Consider the following 15,701-nt stretch of genomic DNA (forward strand, 5'->3'; position numbering starts at 1 on the left):
ATGCTGATAGCACACAAATTGTCGCAGCAAATCTGCCTGAAGCCAACGAGATTTTTCATGGATATGTCCACCGCCCCCGTGGCGCCGCTTGTGTCGGATCATCGCCGCAGGCTCATCGTCTTTCTGTTTCTGATGCTGGCCATGTTCATGGCGACCCTCGATAACCAGATCGTATCGACGGCACTGCCCACCATCGTCGGTGAATTCGGCGCGCTGGAGCGTTTCGGCTGGATCGGCTCTGCCTATCTGCTGGCGACCAGCGCGGTCATGCCTGTCTATGGCAAGCTCGGCGATCTGTTCGGCCGGAAATATGTGATGATCGCGGCGGTCGTCATCTTCACGCTTGGTTCGCTCGCCTGCGGGCTGGCATGGTCGATGGACAGTCTGATTGCTGCCCGCGTGTTGCAGGGCCTTGGCGGCGGCGGCATCATGGTATCGATCTTTTCCGTCAATGCGGATCTGTTCGAACCGCGTGAACGCGCCCGTTACCAGAGCTATTCCAGCCTCACCATCATGGCGTCGGGCAGTGTCGGCCCGATCCTCGGCGGCACGATGAGTGATCTCTTCGGCTGGCGGTCGATCTTCCTGATCAATCTGCCGCTCGGCATCATTGTTATTGCCGGTCTGGCGCTGATGCTGCCTTACCGCCGCCCGGCGCGCCAGCCGAAGATCGATTATCTCGGTGCGGTCCTTTTGGCGGCCACCATCGCCAGCGTGGTCTTCTGGGCGGACAGCAGCGAATTGTTTGGCTCGCTCATCGCAGCCCCCAGCCTCGGCATCATCGCCTTCGCCGTCATCGCCGCGTTCCTCTGGGTGCAGGTGGAGCGCCGCGCGCCGGAACCGGTGGTGCCGCTGCGTCTCTTCAAGGACAGCACCTTTCCGCTGTTGATGATCGTTTCGCTGACCAGCGGCGGCATCGGCATCGGCATGGTCAATTATTATGCCCTGTTCCTGCAGACGACCACCGGCCTTTCCCCCTCCCATGCCGGCCTGTTCTTCATCGCGGTCACCGGCGGCATCGTCATGGGTTCGCTTTCGGCCGGACGGCTGATTTCGATCACCGGCGTCTACAAGCCCTTCTCGGTTGCGGGCCTGACAATCAACGTCATCGCCATGCTGCTCTTCACGCAGATGCATGCGGGAACGCCGCTTTGGCTGATCGCGGTGCTGATGCTGGCGCAGGGTTTCGCCGTCGGCCTCGGCCAGCAGGCTCCGATCATCGGCGTGCAGAACTCGGCCCCCAAGGCTGACATCGGTGCGGCAAGCGGAGCGGTAACGCTGACCCGCATGGGTGGTGCTGCCATCGCCATCTCGGTCTATGGCGCCATCGTATCCACAAGCCTCAAGGGTGTGGCGGTGGATATTCCCGGTGTCGGCAAAATCGAGGAATTGACGCCGAAAATCCTCTCGGAACTGCCCGCAGCCTCCCAGGCCGCCGTCGCCTCGCTCTACTCGGACGCGTTTACGCCGCTGTTCTTCGCGGCCGCCGCAACCGCTGCCATCGGCCTTGCCGCGGCGCTGATGCTGAAACCGGTGCGGCTACCGGCGGCGGTTGAGGCGAAGCCCGCGGAAGTGGCGGGGGAGTAAAGACCGTCACCCAATACGGTTCGACGGGATTGATGCGCCTTGTTCCCGTTGCTCACCTTTCCCTCATTCCTGTGACGAGCACAGGAATGAGGGAAAGGACGGGCCGTGCAATGTGTTTCACTATCACGGTCCCACAAACAAAAACGCCCCCATTGGAAATTTAGCGCCCGTTCCGCGTTATGCTCGCAGCACTCTAGATTCGCGCGGGCGGCCCTATCTCAATGAACATGAAGCCGGAACAGCTTTTGAATTCCACGTCCAAGGGCCTTTATTGCCCGGTGGGTGATTTTTATATCGATCCCGTGCGGCCCGTGGCGCGGGCGCTCATCACCCATGGTCATTCCGATCACGCCCGCGCTGGCCATGGCGCGGTGCTGGCCACGCGCCAGACGCTGGATATCATGCGCATCCGTTATGGCGAGGATTTCTGTGGCAGCGAGCAGGCGGTCGCATTCGGCGAGAGGGTGGAGGTAAACGGCGTCACCGTCGGTTTCCATCCGGCGGGCCATGTCCTGGGTTCGGCGCAGATTTCCGTGGAAATGAACGGTCTGCGCATCGTGGCGTCCGGCGATTACAAGCGCGGCATCGACCCCACCTGCGCCCCCTTCAAGGCGGTGCCCTGCGATGTCTTCATCACCGAAGCCACCTTCGGCCTCCCGGTGTTTCATCATCCGCTGCCGCGTGTGGAAACGGCCAAGCTGCTCACCTCCATCAAACAGTTTCCCGAGCGGACACACCTTGTCGGCGCCTATTCGCTGGGCAAGGCGCAGCGCGTCATCAGGCTCCTGCGCGATAATGGTTATGCCGAGCCGATCTATATCCACGGTGCGCTGGCGCGGCTCTGCGATTATTACGTCTCGCAGGGTATCGATCTCGGTGATCTCAGGCCCGCAACACTGGAAAAAAGCGATCCTTCCGCCTTCAAGGGCGCGATTGTCGTTGGACCGCCCTCGGCGTTTCAGGAGCGCTGGGCGCGCCGCTTCAACGAACCACTGATTGCCTTCGCGTCCGGCTGGATGATGGTGCGGCAGAGGGCAAAGCAGGGCGGTGTGGAATTGCCGCTGGTGATCTCGGACCATTGCGACTGGCCGGAACTGCTGGAGACGATCAAGGAAATTTCGCCGCAGGCCGTCTGGGTCACCCATGGCCGGGAGGAGGCGCTGGTGCGCTGGTGCGAATTGCAGGGCATCGCCGCCAAGCCGCTGCATCTCGTTGGTTACGAGGACGAGGGGGATTGAGATGAAAGCCTTCGCCACTCTTCTTGACCGCCTGGTCCTCACCCCGTCGCGCAATGGCAAGCTGAAGCTGTTGACCGATTATTTCCGCGATACGCCCGATCCAGACCGGGGTTACGGTCTGGCGGCGATTGCTGGCACGCTGGACCTGAAAAGCGTTAAACCGGCGATGCTGCGCGAGCTGGTGCTGGAACGCATGGACGAGGTGTTGTTCCGCTATTCCTATGATTATGTCGGCGATCTCGCCGAAACCATCTCGCTGGTCTGGGGCAATATCGGCGGCGCGGACGACTCCGAGGCACAGGATCCGCGCCTCGGGAATGTCGTCACTCTGATGAATTCGCTCGGTCGCACGGAGGTGCGCGGTGCGGTGCGTGATCTCCTGGATCGGCTCGATACGTCCTCTCGTTTCGCTTTCCTCAAACTTGCCACCGGCAGCCTGCGCATCGGTGTTTCGGCTCGGCTGGCGCGTCAGGCGCTGGCGGATTTTGCGGGGAAAGACATCATCGAGATCGAAACCCTTTGGCACGGGCTGGCGCCGCCCTATACGCCGCTTTTCGCATGGCTCGAGGGCAAGGCGGACCGCCCGGTGCTGGCAACGCCCGCCATCTTCCATTCGGTGATGCTGGCGACGCCGGTGGCGGATGGCGACCTCGATGGGCTGGACCCCGCCGACTACGCCGCCGAATGGAAATGGGACGGTATTCGTGTGCAATTGTCCCGCGCCGGTGGGACACGGAAACTCTATTCCCGTTCAGGCGACGATATTTCAGGCGCTTTCCCTGACGTTCTTGACGCGATCGATTTCGAAGGTGTGATGGATGGTGAGCTGCTGATTGGCGGCACGGCACGGTCCAACAATCTCACCCGAACCTTTTCCGACCTGCAGCAGCGACTGAACCGCAAGACGGTGACGGCGAAGATGCTGGACGACTATCCCGCCTTCATCCGCGCCTATGACCTGCTGTTCGACGGCGAGAGCGATATCCGCGCGCAGACCTATCTGCAGCGTCGCGGCCGGCTGTCTGACATTATCGAACATGCACCGCATGACCGCTTCGACCTATCGCCACTGATCGGCTTTTCCAGCTGGCAGGAGCTCGATACGCTACGCGCCGCACCGCCCGATCCGGTCATCGAGGGCGTCATGATCAAGCGCCGCGACAGCGCCTATCAGGCCGGCCGCGCCAAGGGGCCGTGGTTCAAGTGGAAACGCGATCCCTACAATATCGACGCCGTCATGATGTATGCCCAGCGCGGCCACGGCAAAAGATCGAGCTATTATTCCGATTTCACCTTCGGTGTCTGGGCGGAGGGGGAGGACGGCGAACAGCTCGTGCCTGTCGGAAAGGCTTATTTTGGTTTCACCGATGCGGAGCTGGAGGTGCTGGACAAGTTCGTGCGCGACAATACCGTCGAGCGTTTCGGCCCGGTGCGGGCGGTGCGCGCCACGCCGGATTTCGGTTTCGTGCTTGAAGTTGCCTTCGAAGGCATCAACCGCTCTACCCGCCACAAATCCGGCGTCGCCATGCGGTTCCCCCGCATTGCCCGGCTGCGCGCCGACAAGTTGCCGGCCGAGGCGGACCGGCTTTCGACGCTGGTGGCAATGATCGATGGCGTGGAAGGGTAGGGTGGCACGATCGCCTGTTTATTTCCCTGGGCGTCACAGTCCGGGCGAGGCGACGTCCAGAAATTGCCACGATGGCTGCGAATACATTGTTGTCATTCGCGAATCCGTGATTGGACAGCCTCCCGCCGCAGTGCTGAACTGCTAATGCAACCATCCTCGTCAGGTGACCATATGGCAGACAAACGCTTTCTTTCCTCACCCTTCGGACAGGAAGAGAGCGGCACGATCTCGCCGGGCATGACGCGGCGCGGATTGCTCGCTGGCGCAATGGGGCTGTCAGCAGCGCTTATCCTGCCGCCCGCCGTGAAAGCGGGCATTCCGACACCTGAAGTCTTGCCGCTCGAACGGCAGGATTATGCGGAGGCTCGCCGACGTTTCCACACCCACCTGCTGCGCAAGATGGCGGCGCCGGAGAAGTCCTCGGCGCTTGGCACACCGCCCGGGGCGGAGCGTGTCACCTATCGTGGCGGGCCGGATGGCTCGATCGAACTTGTCGCCTGGCTCTCCCACTACCAGCCGTCAAAAACACTGAAACCTGCCGTCCTCTTCCTGCATGGCGGCAACGCCACCGGGGATGGCCATTGGGCGCTGATGAAGCCATATTGGGAAGCGGGCTTCGTTGTGCTGCTACCGTCCTTTCGTGGCGAAAACGGCCAGAACGGCAATTATTCAGGCTTCTACGACGAAACCTCGGATGCGCTGGCGGCGGCCACCTATCTTGAAAATCTTCCCGGCATTGACAGAGCTCGCTTCTTCATCGCCGGCCATTCCAATGGCGGCACGCTCACGCTTCTGGCAGCCATGAGCCGTAAATTCCGTGCTGCGGCCCCCATATCCGCTGGCGTCAATTCATGGCGCTATTTCAACCGCTATAGCGAGGAGATCTGTTTCGACGAAACCGACGAACGCGAATTCATCATGCGCTCCTCCGTCTGTTTCGGCCCCAGCCTCAAATGTCCGGCACTGCTGTTGCGCGGCACGGAGGAACGACCTTTCGACGCCGATCACCAGCTTTTTGTGGACCGCGCCCTGACCTCGGGTTTCAGGGTCGACAAGAAGCTGTTGCCCGGCACCCATAACGGCGTGGTGCCGCATGCGGTGGAGGAAAGCATCCGGCTTTTCAACGCCTTCGTCTGAAATGCGAACTGTGCCGCTGTCTAGGAACGTCTGGGGTTGAGGAGCACGTCCGGCCAGACCGCTTCGCGTTTACCGGAGATGTCCTAGTTCTTGACGATGGACGTCTTGGCTTGCTCCGCCCACCATGCGCCGTCTTTTTTGTCGGCATATTGGGCGCGCTTGTTGGTGAACTGACCCTGCGTGCACATTTCGCGGTAGTTGCGGACCGGAAGCCCCAGTTCCTTGACGACGGCATGCACCACCGTCGGGCCGGTCATGTCATAGACGCTGGCGAGCGTTCCGTCTTCGATATTCCGGGAAATACGGTCGGCCATCAGCCTGAGCGCCGGGTGGCCGGGCCTGGAGGCCATGAAGTAATTCGTGATCTCGCCGCTTTTCATGGCGATGAAAACGGCCTCTTCCTGCGGGTCGATCACATCTTCGGGGCGGGCCGCAAAATTGGAATCGATATCGAGATAGATGCCGCCTTCCTGCAGCAGCACCAGAATACGCCAGAAATCCGCCTTGGCGGCGCCCACCTGCAGGCGACGGAAGGCGTCGGCGTAACGTCCGGGAAAATGCCGGTCGATATAGGCCTGGCACGCCTCGTCATCATGGTAACGATATTCGAATTCCGGCGTCAGCCAGCGGTTGAACAGGAAATTCGCATAGATCGGCGTCGTGACCCGATTGGAGTAATTCGTCTGCCAGATAATGCGGGGAATGGCTTTTTCCGATTTCGGGCTGCGTCTGGCAGGCTGATACTGCGGGAGCGTCTTTCTCCTGCCGGGCCGGATGAACAAATCGATGGAAAAAATGACCTTGGCGATGTTCCCACCGATCTTGATCGCGCGGTACGCGATGCGGTTATAGCCATGCTTTGCCAAGTTCAGCGCTCCTGCGCGTGGAATCGATTGTCACGCACGTGGAAACGGCGGTACGCGGTATTTATTGGACGCAATTAGTTTGTCAATATGCCGTAAATGAGACGGCCGGGCCTCGATGGACGAGACCCGGCCGTCTTGCACGCAAATGGAATGTCAGCCCTTGTTGCGGTTGAAATATCCAAGCAGCCGCATGGCATTGGCGGTCACCAGAACCGTGGCGCCCGTATCGGCGAAGACGGCAAGCCACAGGCCGGAAAGGCCGGTAACTGTTGTGACCAGGAACACCGCCTTCAGGCCGAGCGCAATCGTCACGTTCTGTCGGATATTGTTCATGGTGGCGCGCGAAAGGCCGATTAGGCGGGCGGCGTCGCCGACATTGTTGCGCATCAGCGCCGCATCCGCGGCTTCCATCGCCACGTCTGTGCCCGAGCCGATGGCAACACCGACGCTGGCCGCCGCAAGAGCAGGCGCATCGTTGATGCCGTCACCCACCATGACAACGGTCTGCTTCTCGGCAAGCTTGCGGATTTCCTCGACCTTGTTCTGCGGCAGAAGTTCACCGCGCGCTTCAAGGCCAAGCTTGTTGCCGATGGCACGCGCGGTGCGGGCATTGTCACCCGACAGCATCAGCGAGGAAATGCCCATATCCTTCAGCGCCTTGACGCCTTCGGCCGCATCCTTGCGCGGCTCGTCGCGCATGGCGAAGAGGCCGCTTGCCGTGCCGCCGGCCATGACGACAGCCACCGTCTTGCCTTCGCTTTCCAGCGCGGAAATACGATCGGCAAGATCCTTCGAAAGCGCACCGACCTCAGTCGCAAAGCGCGGAGCGCCGATGAACAGATCCTTGCCGCCGACATTGCCCTGCATGCCGCGACCGGAAATCGCCTTGATGTTGGAGCCGGGCAGGGGCTTCACGCCGCGCTTTTCAGCGTGATCGACGATAGCGCGGGCGAGCGGATGGCTCGACTCGCTTTCGATGGTCGCGGCCTGCGCAATCAGCTCGGCCTCGTTGCCATCGAGCGCGATCACGTCGGTCACGACAGGTTCCCCAAGCGTCAGCGTGCCGGTCTTGTCGAAGGCGACGGTTTCGGTGCGTGCCAGCATTTCGATGACTGCGCCGCCCTTTACGAGCATGCCGTGGCGTGCCGCAGCCGACAGGCTGGAGGCAATGGCGGCAGGAACGGAGATGACCAGCGCGCAGGGGCAACCGATCAGGAGCAGCGCGAGACCACGGTAAATCCAGGTGTCCCAATCACCGAGACCGGCGAGCGGCGGCACGATGATCGTCAGCACCGAGATCGCGACGATCAGCGGCATGTAATAACGCGAGAAGCTCTGGATGAAGCGCTCGGTCGGCGCGCGGGCATCCTGTGCTTCTTCGACCAGCGTAATGATGCGGGCGATGGTGTTGTCTTCCGGCGCACGGTCGACGCGGATGCGCAGCGAACCGTCATGGTTGATCGAGCCGGCAAACACGCGGTCGCCCTTGTCCTTGGCGACGGGAATGCTTTCCCCGGTCATCGGCGATTCGTCGACGCTGGACTGGCCGTCGATGACAACACCATCGGCGGCGATACGGTCGCCGGGGCGCGCCACGACCACCTGGCCGATGCGCACCTGATCGGCGGAGACCTGCCGAAGCGCGCCGTTTTCCTCCACCATCGCCGTTTTCGGCAAGAGCGAACCGAGCGCCTTGATGCCAGAGCGGGCGCGGGCAGCGGCAAAGCCTTCCAGCAATTCGCCAACGGAGAACAGCAGCACGACGATAGCCGCCTCTTCCGCCTCGCCGATGATGATCGCGCCGATGGCGGCAATGGTCATCAGCATCTCGATGGTGAAGACAGCGCCGAAACGGGCAGCATTAAAGGCATTGCGTGCGATCGGGAAGAGCGTGACCAGCGTGGCGACGATGAAGGCGTAACTACCCCAGGCCGGGAAGGTCAGTTCCGCCGCATAGGCAATCGCGACCAGAATGGTGCCGGTGAAGGTGTTGCGCGCCTTGGCGGTGCGCCACCATGCACCTTTTTCGTCCGCGCCATGGGCGTGCCCTATCTCGGCGCTCTGGTTTGCGGCGGCAGGTGCGGCAGCGTGGGAATGGCCCGCATGGTCGTGTCCGTGATCGTGACCTGAATGATCATGGCCGGAGTGATCGTGGTCATGCCCGTTGCAGGAATGCTGCTCGTCTCCCGAATGGTCATGCGCCGCGTGGTCGTGGCCGGAATGATCATGCCCGGAGTGATCATGACCGGAATGATCATGATCGTGATGGCCACCGCATGTCGCGTGATCATGATCGTGTTCGTGCTTTTGATCCGGCGTTTTTTCGCGCGCGGCCTTCTCCTGCGGCAGCAGGGCCGGCTTGAAGCCGAGCTTGCGCAACGTATCCTCGATCTTTTCCACCGGGGTTTTGTTTTCGGCAAGCGAAAGGTTCAGCCGCTCGCGGGCCACCGACACCTTGACGTCAGCAACGCCGGGCAGGCGGGACAGTGCGGTTTCGATCTTGGCCGCGCAGCTGCCGCAATCCATGCCGCCGACCGAAAAGGTCAGCGCATTGTTGTTTTCAATAGCCGTTTGGGGCGTGTCATTATGGTGACCGCCGCAGGAGGAATGGTCGTGCTGATCGGCCTCCACCTTTGCTGCGGGCGCTTTTTCGCGCGGCAGCAGAGCGGGCTTGAAGCCGAGCTTGCGCAACGTATCCTCGATTTTTTCCACCGGGGTTTTGTTTTCGGCAAGCGAAAGGTTCAGCCGCTCGCGGGCCACTGACACCTTGACGTCGGCAACGCCCGGCAGGCGCGACAGCGCGGTTTCGATCTTGGCCGCGCAGCTGCCGCAATCCATGCCACCGACCGAAAAGGTCAGGGCCTCCGGTTCCCCGTTCAAACTGCCGCGTGTCGAAATATTCATGGTTTCGCTCCTGAATTCCACTCGACAGCCAATCTGGCACCTCTAGCAACTAGAGCTTCAAGAGAAAAAATGCAGTTCTTCGATTTTTTTTGAAAAACCGACGCCAGCTTCGCGCCAGCCGCGCGGTCCATCATGGCCTCAGATTGGATTCCATGAAGCGGTTCAGATGATAGCACTCCTTTTGAAAAACGGTCGCCGGGCGGCCTCTCTGGTCGGGCTTGCCCTGCTGCCCCTGATGAGCGGCTGCCTTTTCGTGACGGATACGACCCGGATGGACCCGGACGTCTTCGTCAGGGAAACGGCGCCGGTGTTCAATTTCAATTCCGTCAGCTCCAATCGCCAGCCGGAACTGCCGCCGCAGCCGGGCCAGCTTTCGACGCGCCCGCCGGATCTGTTCCGAACCCGCTTCCATCAGGAATATGGCCCGCCGGTGCGCGGCCAGGGGCTGCAGGCCCCGCAGGTGCAGGGCTATAATGTGCCCCAGGGTCAGAGCCAAGGCCAGGCGGTGGCCTATGGTCTGCCGGTCTCCAATCCGCTGCACCGTGTCATGTATGGCCCGATCCGCGATGAGGATCGCTCCTTGCCGGCCATTCCCTATGGCCGCATCGATCCGCGTTATCTCCGGCAGGAAGTCAGCTACCAGACGGCGGAAGCGCCTGGCACCATCGTGGTCGATACGAAGCAGCATTACCTTTATCTCGTTCAATCCGGCGGCAAGGCCATCCGCTATGGCGTCGGGCTGGGACGTGACGGTTACGCCTGGTCGGGCCGTGGCAAGATCCAGTGGAAGGCCAAGTGGCCGCGCTGGACGCCGCCCGATGAAATGGTCAAGCGCCAGCCGGAACTCGCCTCCATCTCCGCCGCCAATGGCGGCATGACGCCGGGTCTGAACAACCCGCTTGGCGCACGTGCGCTTTATATCTTCAAGGATGGCAAGGACACGCTGTACCGTGTGCACGGCACGCCGGACTGGCAGTCTGTCGGTAAAGCGACGTCCTCCGGCTGCGTGCGCATGCTCAATCAGGATGTGATCGATCTCTATGAGCGCGTGCCGCAGGGTGCGCAGATTGTGGTTATCTGAACACGTTCTAAAAGAAAGAGATAGGGGACCCATTCCGCCAGCAGCTTGTGACTGGCTTTTAGCGGTCGGTTAACTATTTTCGCAATACGCATGATACGGAACAAATGACGTACAACGGCGATCTAGCCGTTCGAAATGTGGGACAAACCGGCCTTATGACAAGCACCGACACAGATCTTTCCAGACGCACCTTTCTTTCCCTTCTTGGCCTTTCTTCCGCTTCGCTTCTCGCAGGCTGCGCCTCATCGGGCACGGGAGACGCCATCCGCCAGCAGGCAAGTGCCATTGGCAGCGATTTCCGCCAGATGTTCTCGTCCGGCGTCAGCGACGCGGAACTGGCCGTCATGTACGGCTCGGTCGAGGATGGCGGTTACGTCATTCCTGCCGTGCCGTATCAGAAAATCGACCGGCGTTATTACCGCCAGCGGGTCGTTGATCCGACGGGCGAACGTCCAGGCACCGTGGTCGTCGATACGCGTTCGCGCTTCCTTTACGTGGTGGAGCCGGGCGGCAGCGCCATGCGTTATGGCGTCGGCATTGGCCGCGAAGGTTTCGCCTGGTCGGGCGAGGGCGTCATCCAGTGGCGTCAGAAATGGCCGAAGTGGACACCGCCGGACGAAATGGTCGCCCGCCAGCCGGAACTCACCAAATATTCCTCCAAGAACGGCGGCATGCCGCCGGGCCTGAAGAACCCGCTCGGCGCCCGCGCGCTCTATATCTTCCAGAATGGCAAGGACACACTTTACCGCCTGCACGGTTCGCCGGAGTGGAACTCCATTGGCAAGGCGGTCTCCTCCGGCTGCGTGCGCCTGATGAACCAGGACGTCATCGATCTCTACGACCGCGTGCCGCAGAAGGCGCGTGTCGTGGTCTGGCAGTGAGCCGCGACTTCTTCATATGAAAAAAGGCGGCTCCGTGCCGCCTTTTTTGTTACGTCAGGGTCGGGTGAGGCTGTCCTTCAGCGCATTCACCCGGTCGCGGATCTGCACCAGCTCTTCCAGCCCGCAACCAGTGGCATTGCCGATTGCCGCCATGATCTTCACGCCCTCTTTTTTAAGGTTCGCGCCCTTTGGCGTCAGGGCCACCAGCACCTGTCGTTCGTCCACCGTCCCGCGCTTGCGGGTGATCAACCCCGCATGCTCCAGCCTTTTCAGCAGCGGGGAAAGGGTGCCGGAATCGAGCCCCAGCATTTCGCCGAGCGCCTTGACGGTGGAGGTCTCTTTCTCCCATAGCGCCATCATGACCAGATATTGCGGATAAGTCAGCCCGATTGGGTCGAGCAGTGGTTTGTAGGCCCTTGTGAAGGCATGCGCCGCGCCGTAAAGCGCAAAACATATCTGCTGGTCCAGCCTCAGCAGGCTTTCCATCTTCTTGTCGTCGCCCTCTGCACCCATTTTCCTGCTCCAAAATCAACCGGGGAGGGAACAATCGGCCCCCGCTTTCGGTTCCTGCCGCATGGATGCGCGGCGAAATTTCGTGAAAATTATCGCAAAAAACGAATTCGCATTCAATGTGCAAAATTATATTGCGCACAATTCAATTGTTCGCTATAAGAGCCTCAACGCCAACCCGAAGGAGTAATGTCATGCCAATTCTCTACACGACCAAAGCATCTGCCACCGGTGGCCGCGCCGGTAACGCCAAGTCGGAAGACGGCGTTCTCGACGTCACGCTCACTGTTCCCAAGGAACTGGGCGGTGATGGCGCCCGCGGCACCAATCCGGAACAGCTTTTTGCAGCCGGTTATTCCGCCTGCTTCCTCGGCGCCCTGAAATTCGTCGCCGGCAAGGAAAAGGTAAAGATTCCTGAAGACACCACTGTGACGGCAACCGTCGGTATCGGCCCGCGCGAAGACGGCGGCGGCTTCGGCATCGAAGTCTCGCTGAAGGCCAATATTCCTGGTGTCGAGCGCGAAGTTGCTGAAAAACTGGTTGCTGCTGCGCACATCGTCTGCCCCTACAGCCACGCCATGCGCACCTCCACGGAAGTGCCGGTCTCGGTAGCCTGATTTTTCAGGTCTGAAATGTGGGGCGGGTTCATCCCGGCCTGAAGTGGACCGCGACGTCTCCTCCGCATGCCGGACTAGATCCGGCATCCAGGCCCCGGCGCGTCTGCGCCTTGAAAGGAGTCTATCGCGATCAAGGACTTGATCGCGCTGGACCCCGGATCTAGTCCGGGGTGACGGGGCGGGGCGCCCTGCACACGATAAATATCAGGCTTGGGCACTGGATCGTCATTCCTGCGTTCATTCCGCCCTTCTTGTTTGCAGAAAGAAATGTGCTATATTCTTTCCAAGGAAAGGATAGACCCATGAATATTCACACCAAGGCCACGGCGGACCCCGCATCGCAAGGCAGGGTCGTCACCAAGGCTGTCATCGCCGCCGCGGAGCGGCTCGGCCTGAATGCCGCCCGCACGGCGGATATTCTTGGCGTTTCCGCGCCCACGGTGTCGCGTATGAAGCGGCTTGATTTCCTGCTGGAGCCGGGTGCCAAATCCTTTGAACTGGCTGTGTTGCTGATCCGGGTTTTCCGTTCGCTGGATGCGATTGCCGGCGGCGACGAGGCCGTGGCGAAAAGCTGGCTGCGCAATCATAATACGGCGCTCGGCGCCGTACCTGCCGACAAGCTGACTACCATTACCGGATTGATCGATGTCCTCTCCTATCTGGACGCCCGACGCGCTCCTGTCTGAAAAACGCGCTGCGGCGGGAAAATACTGGCGGTTGGTGGAGGCGCAGCACCAGGTTTCCACCATGAAGCTGGTGGATACGGTGGAAGAGCAATCGCTGCTGGAAGATATTCTGGAGGCGAGCAAGCGGCCGTTTCCACCCGAATGCGCCGGTTTTGATTATCTTCTCGCGACGCCCTTCCGTTATGGCGCAGCCTATCCGCATGGCTCGCGGTTCCGCCGCGCGGGTTATACCGAAGGCGTTTATTACGCCGCCGCGAAGGTGGAAACGGCGCTTGCTGAAATGGCCTTTTACCGGCTGCTGTTTTACGCCGAATCGCCCGGTACGCCGCTGCCTGCCAATCCAGCCGATTATTCCGCCTTTGCCGCCCGCGTCGCCACCGATGCCGCGCTGGATCTGACCGAACCGGCACTCAACCGCGACGAGGCCCTGTGGACTGATCCCACGAATTACGAAGCTTGTCAGACACTGGCGGATCAGGCGCGTCTCGCCCGGATCGAGGCCATCCTCTACCGCTCGGTGCGCGATCCGGCAGGCGGCCTCAACATTGCCATCCTGTCGCCGAAGGCCTTTGCCGAAAAATCGCCGGTGGAGCGGATGAGCTGGCGCATCCATCTTTCGAAAACCGGGGTGCAGGCGCTGTGCGAATTCCCGATGCGGCGAACCGGTTTTTCGGCCGCGGATTTTGCCGGTGATCCACGCCTCGCCAGCCTGCTGGGCTGACGGGCGTTCTCTGTTTCATCCTCTTGGTGGGCCGATGATGTCAGGCGGAAGCGAAAAACGCTTCCGGGTCGTCAACTTCCACCAGCCTGCGCTTGTCGATCAGCCAGAAGCGGTTACCTACCGTCCGCACAAAACTCCTGTCATGCGAAACGAAGACGCAGCTGGCTTCACGGCTGATGATTTCCGCCTCCAGCGCTTCCTGTCCCTCGATATCCAGATGGTTCGTCGGCTCGTCCAGCAGGTAGAAATTCGGCTCCGCCAGCCTGAGCGCCAGCATGGCAAGTCGCGCCTTCTGCCCGCCTGAGAGCGTGGCGATCCGGCGTTTCTGCATTTCCATGTCGATGCCGGCGCCGGCGAGCAGGCCGTGGATGCGCTGGTCGCCAATGTCGAAGCGATGCGAGAGAAGCGTCGCCGGCGTGCTGTCGTCATCGATGTCGGCAAGCGACTGGTCGACATATCCGGCTACTAGCGAGGGCGTGGCCTTGATGCCCTCCTGAATATGGCCATCACCCGTCACCGCCGCCTGCAGCAGTGACATCAGCCGCGTCTTGCCGACACCGTTGCGACCGAGAATGACGATGCGGTCGCCCTGGCGGATGAATTGCCGGCCAGTGCGGAACAGCACTGTTCCATCCGGCGTCGAGACGGGAACATCCTCCAGAGTGACCAGAACCTTGGCATGGGTGCCGCGATTGGCGAGCTGGATTTTGCCGGCGGATCGTTCGATATGGGCAGGGCGCGCTTTCTCCTCGATCCTTTCCGCACGCTCGCGCAATTGCTTGGTTTTAACGGTCAGGAGATCGCTGCCGGAATTGATGCCGATATTGTTGAGCTTGGCCGCCTGCCGGCGCAACTGCTGTGCGGTTTTCATGTCGCGCTGGAAACGCCGCTCATCGGCGGCGTCCTCCTCCTCCAGCGCCGCGCGCGCACGGCCATAGGGCAGGCGAAACAGCGCCGAGTTCTCAGGCCGCAGGAAAAGCGTCGTCCGCGTGACATTGTCGAGAAAGGCGCGGTCGTGGCTGACGATGATGACGGCCGTGTCGCGCGGCAGGGCGCCCAGCCAGCTTTCCAGCACGTTGATCTTTTCAAGGTCGAGATGGTTGGTCGGCTCGTCGAGCAGCAGCACGTCAGGCTCTGTGATCCAGGCCTTGGCCAGCATGGCAAGCCTCTGCCAGCCGCCGCTCAGTTCTTTCAGGCGACGCTCGCGAAACGGCTCCGGCACCAGCATGTCATCGAAGATGATGTCTGCGCGCCAGCTTTCGCTATCGATCGTATCCGCCGGCAGGGCGGAGAGCACAGCATCCCGCATGGTCAGCTCCATCAGGGCGGCAGGCGGATTTTGGCGCACGATGGACTGGGTGAGCCCGCGCAGCCGGGTGATGTCGCCGCTACTGGGCTCCATGTCGCCCACCAGGCAATTGAGCAGGGTGGACTTGCCGCAACCATTGGCGGCGACGATGCCGATGCGGTCGCCCGCATTCACGGTGAGGCTAAGATTGGAAAAAAGCGGTTTGCCAAGGATGATACCGAGGTTGCGCAGCGTAATGATGGTCATGATGTCGTCTCTGGCGAAGACGGACCCGCACCGTTGCCTGCGCGTGCAGGACGTGGGTTCGGTTATTGGTGATCCGTCGTGAAACTATGCGCAATGGCAGACGAACTGCGTCCTGCGCGGCCTTTTAGGCAAACCAGAGGGTGATGTTCCGGTCAGCCCTGCAAACGTGTCCGCAGGGCAAAAAGGTGGCAGAGCTGACGATTGCGCCAGAAGCAGGAAATATCCATGCGAAGCCTCCTTTCTTGAAACGGGTTGAACCGCCCGACCATTAACAGCGGCGGCGATCCGTTG

At 61.1% G+C, this 15,701-nt stretch carries 13 protein-coding genes; 9 read left to right on the forward strand and 4 right to left on the reverse strand.

The window, feature by feature from the left end; genetic code table 11:
- Positions 1–57: 57 nt before the first annotated feature.
- The 4 genes from QE453_RS13120 (at position 58) to QE453_RS13135 (ending at position 5,589) form a co-directional block, all read left to right on the forward strand.
- Positions 58–1,587, forward strand: coding sequence for an MDR family MFS transporter (locus tag QE453_RS13120; RefSeq protein WP_006700017.1), 1,530 nt, complete (start codon positions 58–60; stop codon positions 1,585–1,587).
- Between the two features lie 227 nt (positions 1,588–1,814).
- Positions 1,815–2,825, forward strand: a complete 1,011-nt coding sequence (locus QE453_RS13125; protein WP_309778150.1) for a ligase-associated DNA damage response exonuclease — start codon at positions 1,815–1,817, stop codon at positions 2,823–2,825.
- A 1-nt stretch (position 2,826) separates the two neighbouring features.
- Positions 2,827–4,452 carry a cisplatin damage response ATP-dependent DNA ligase gene (locus QE453_RS13130; RefSeq protein WP_244405155.1) on the forward strand — a complete coding sequence of 542 codons (1,626 nt, stop codon included), beginning with the start codon at positions 2,827–2,829 and terminating at the stop codon, positions 4,450–4,452.
- A gap of 171 nt (positions 4,453–4,623) precedes the next feature.
- Positions 4,624–5,589, forward strand: a complete 966-nt coding sequence (locus tag QE453_RS13135) for an alpha/beta fold hydrolase (RefSeq protein ID WP_309777220.1) — start codon at positions 4,624–4,626, stop codon at positions 5,587–5,589.
- An 83-nt stretch (positions 5,590–5,672) separates the two neighbouring features.
- Here the strand turns inward: QE453_RS13135 and QE453_RS13140 are convergent, their stop codons facing one another.
- Positions 5,673–6,455 (reverse strand): glycosyltransferase family 32 protein, encoded by a 783-nt coding sequence (locus QE453_RS13140; RefSeq protein WP_072494134.1) that lies wholly within the window; start codon positions 6,453–6,455, stop codon positions 5,673–5,675.
- 153 nt (positions 6,456–6,608) lie between these two features.
- A complete protein-coding gene (locus QE453_RS13145; protein ID WP_309777222.1) occupies positions 6,609–9,359 on the reverse strand; it encodes a heavy metal translocating P-type ATPase in 2,751 nt (916 codons plus the stop codon).
- A 166-nt stretch (positions 9,360–9,525) separates the two neighbouring features.
- Between QE453_RS13145 and QE453_RS13150 the strand changes: the two genes are divergently transcribed.
- Both QE453_RS13150 and QE453_RS13155 read left to right on the forward strand, forming a co-directional pair.
- Positions 9,526–10,440, forward strand: a complete 915-nt coding sequence (locus QE453_RS13150; protein WP_004440506.1) for a L,D-transpeptidase — start codon at positions 9,526–9,528, stop codon at positions 10,438–10,440.
- A 155-nt stretch (positions 10,441–10,595) separates the two neighbouring features.
- Positions 10,596–11,321: a L,D-transpeptidase gene (locus QE453_RS13155; RefSeq protein WP_004440507.1), complete on the forward strand. Its 726-nt coding sequence runs from the start codon at positions 10,596–10,598 to the stop codon at positions 11,319–11,321.
- A 54-nt stretch (positions 11,322–11,375) separates the two neighbouring features.
- Here the strand turns inward: QE453_RS13155 and QE453_RS13160 are convergent, their stop codons facing one another.
- The gene (locus QE453_RS13160) at positions 11,376–11,834 is read right to left on the reverse strand and encodes a MarR family winged helix-turn-helix transcriptional regulator (RefSeq protein WP_004440509.1); all 459 of its coding nucleotides are present in this window, start codon (positions 11,832–11,834) and stop codon (positions 11,376–11,378) included.
- A 191-nt stretch (positions 11,835–12,025) separates the two neighbouring features.
- Between QE453_RS13160 and QE453_RS13165 the strand changes: the two genes are divergently transcribed.
- The 3 genes from QE453_RS13165 (at position 12,026) to QE453_RS13175 (ending at position 13,855) form a co-directional block, all read left to right on the forward strand.
- Positions 12,026–12,448, forward strand: coding sequence for an organic hydroperoxide resistance protein (locus tag QE453_RS13165; protein WP_003509379.1), 423 nt, complete (start codon positions 12,026–12,028; stop codon positions 12,446–12,448).
- A 302-nt stretch (positions 12,449–12,750) separates the two neighbouring features.
- Positions 12,751–13,134: an MbcA/ParS/Xre antitoxin family protein gene (locus QE453_RS13170; RefSeq protein WP_004440515.1), complete on the forward strand. Its 384-nt coding sequence runs from the start codon at positions 12,751–12,753 to the stop codon at positions 13,132–13,134.
- On the forward strand, positions 13,094–13,855 hold the full coding sequence (locus tag QE453_RS13175) for an RES family NAD+ phosphorylase (RefSeq protein ID WP_004440518.1): 762 nt from the start codon (positions 13,094–13,096) through the stop codon (positions 13,853–13,855). The genes QE453_RS13170 and QE453_RS13175 overlap by 41 nt, the downstream gene beginning before the upstream one ends.
- 40 nt (positions 13,856–13,895) lie before the next feature.
- Here QE453_RS13175 and QE453_RS13180 read toward each other — a convergent pair whose 3' ends face one another.
- The gene (locus tag QE453_RS13180; RefSeq protein ID WP_077986734.1) at positions 13,896–15,410 is read right to left on the reverse strand and encodes an ABC-F family ATP-binding cassette domain-containing protein; all 1,515 of its coding nucleotides are present in this window, start codon (positions 15,408–15,410) and stop codon (positions 13,896–13,898) included.
- Positions 15,411–15,701 lie beyond the last annotated feature (291 nt).

Origin of the sequence: Agrobacterium sp. SORGH_AS_0440 (assembly GCF_031453135.1) — a bacterium.
Lineage (GTDB): Bacteria > Pseudomonadota > Alphaproteobacteria > Rhizobiales > Rhizobiaceae > Agrobacterium > Agrobacterium pusense.

Excerpts from the sequence above, each read along its gene's own strand:
- QE453_RS13120 (WP_006700017.1), top strand. The coding sequence starts at position 58 with ATGGATATGTCCACCGCCCCCGTGGCGCCGCTTGTGTCGGATCATCGC.
- QE453_RS13125 (WP_309778150.1), top strand. The coding sequence starts at position 1,815 with ATGAAGCCGGAACAGCTTTTGAATTCCACGTCCAAGGGCCTTTATTGC.
- QE453_RS13130 (WP_244405155.1), top strand. The coding sequence starts at position 2,827 with ATGAAAGCCTTCGCCACTCTTCTTGACCGCCTGGTCCTCACCCCGTCG.
- QE453_RS13135 (WP_309777220.1), top strand. The coding sequence starts at position 4,624 with ATGGCAGACAAACGCTTTCTTTCCTCACCCTTCGGACAGGAAGAGAGC.
- QE453_RS13145 (WP_309777222.1), bottom strand. The coding sequence starts at position 9,359 with ATGAATATTTCGACACGCGGCAGTTTGAACGGGGAACCGGAGGCCCTG.
- QE453_RS13150 (WP_004440506.1), top strand. The coding sequence starts at position 9,526 with ATGATAGCACTCCTTTTGAAAAACGGTCGCCGGGCGGCCTCTCTGGTC.
- QE453_RS13155 (WP_004440507.1), top strand. The coding sequence starts at position 10,596 with ATGACAAGCACCGACACAGATCTTTCCAGACGCACCTTTCTTTCCCTT.
- QE453_RS13160 (WP_004440509.1), bottom strand. The coding sequence starts at position 11,834 with ATGGGTGCAGAGGGCGACGACAAGAAGATGGAAAGCCTGCTGAGGCTG.
- QE453_RS13165 (WP_003509379.1), top strand. The coding sequence starts at position 12,026 with ATGCCAATTCTCTACACGACCAAAGCATCTGCCACCGGTGGCCGCGCC.
- QE453_RS13170 (WP_004440515.1), top strand. The coding sequence starts at position 12,751 with ATGAATATTCACACCAAGGCCACGGCGGACCCCGCATCGCAAGGCAGG.
- QE453_RS13175 (WP_004440518.1), top strand. The coding sequence starts at position 13,094 with ATGTCCTCTCCTATCTGGACGCCCGACGCGCTCCTGTCTGAAAAACGC.
- QE453_RS13180 (WP_077986734.1), bottom strand. The coding sequence starts at position 15,410 with ATGACCATCATTACGCTGCGCAACCTCGGTATCATCCTTGGCAAACCG.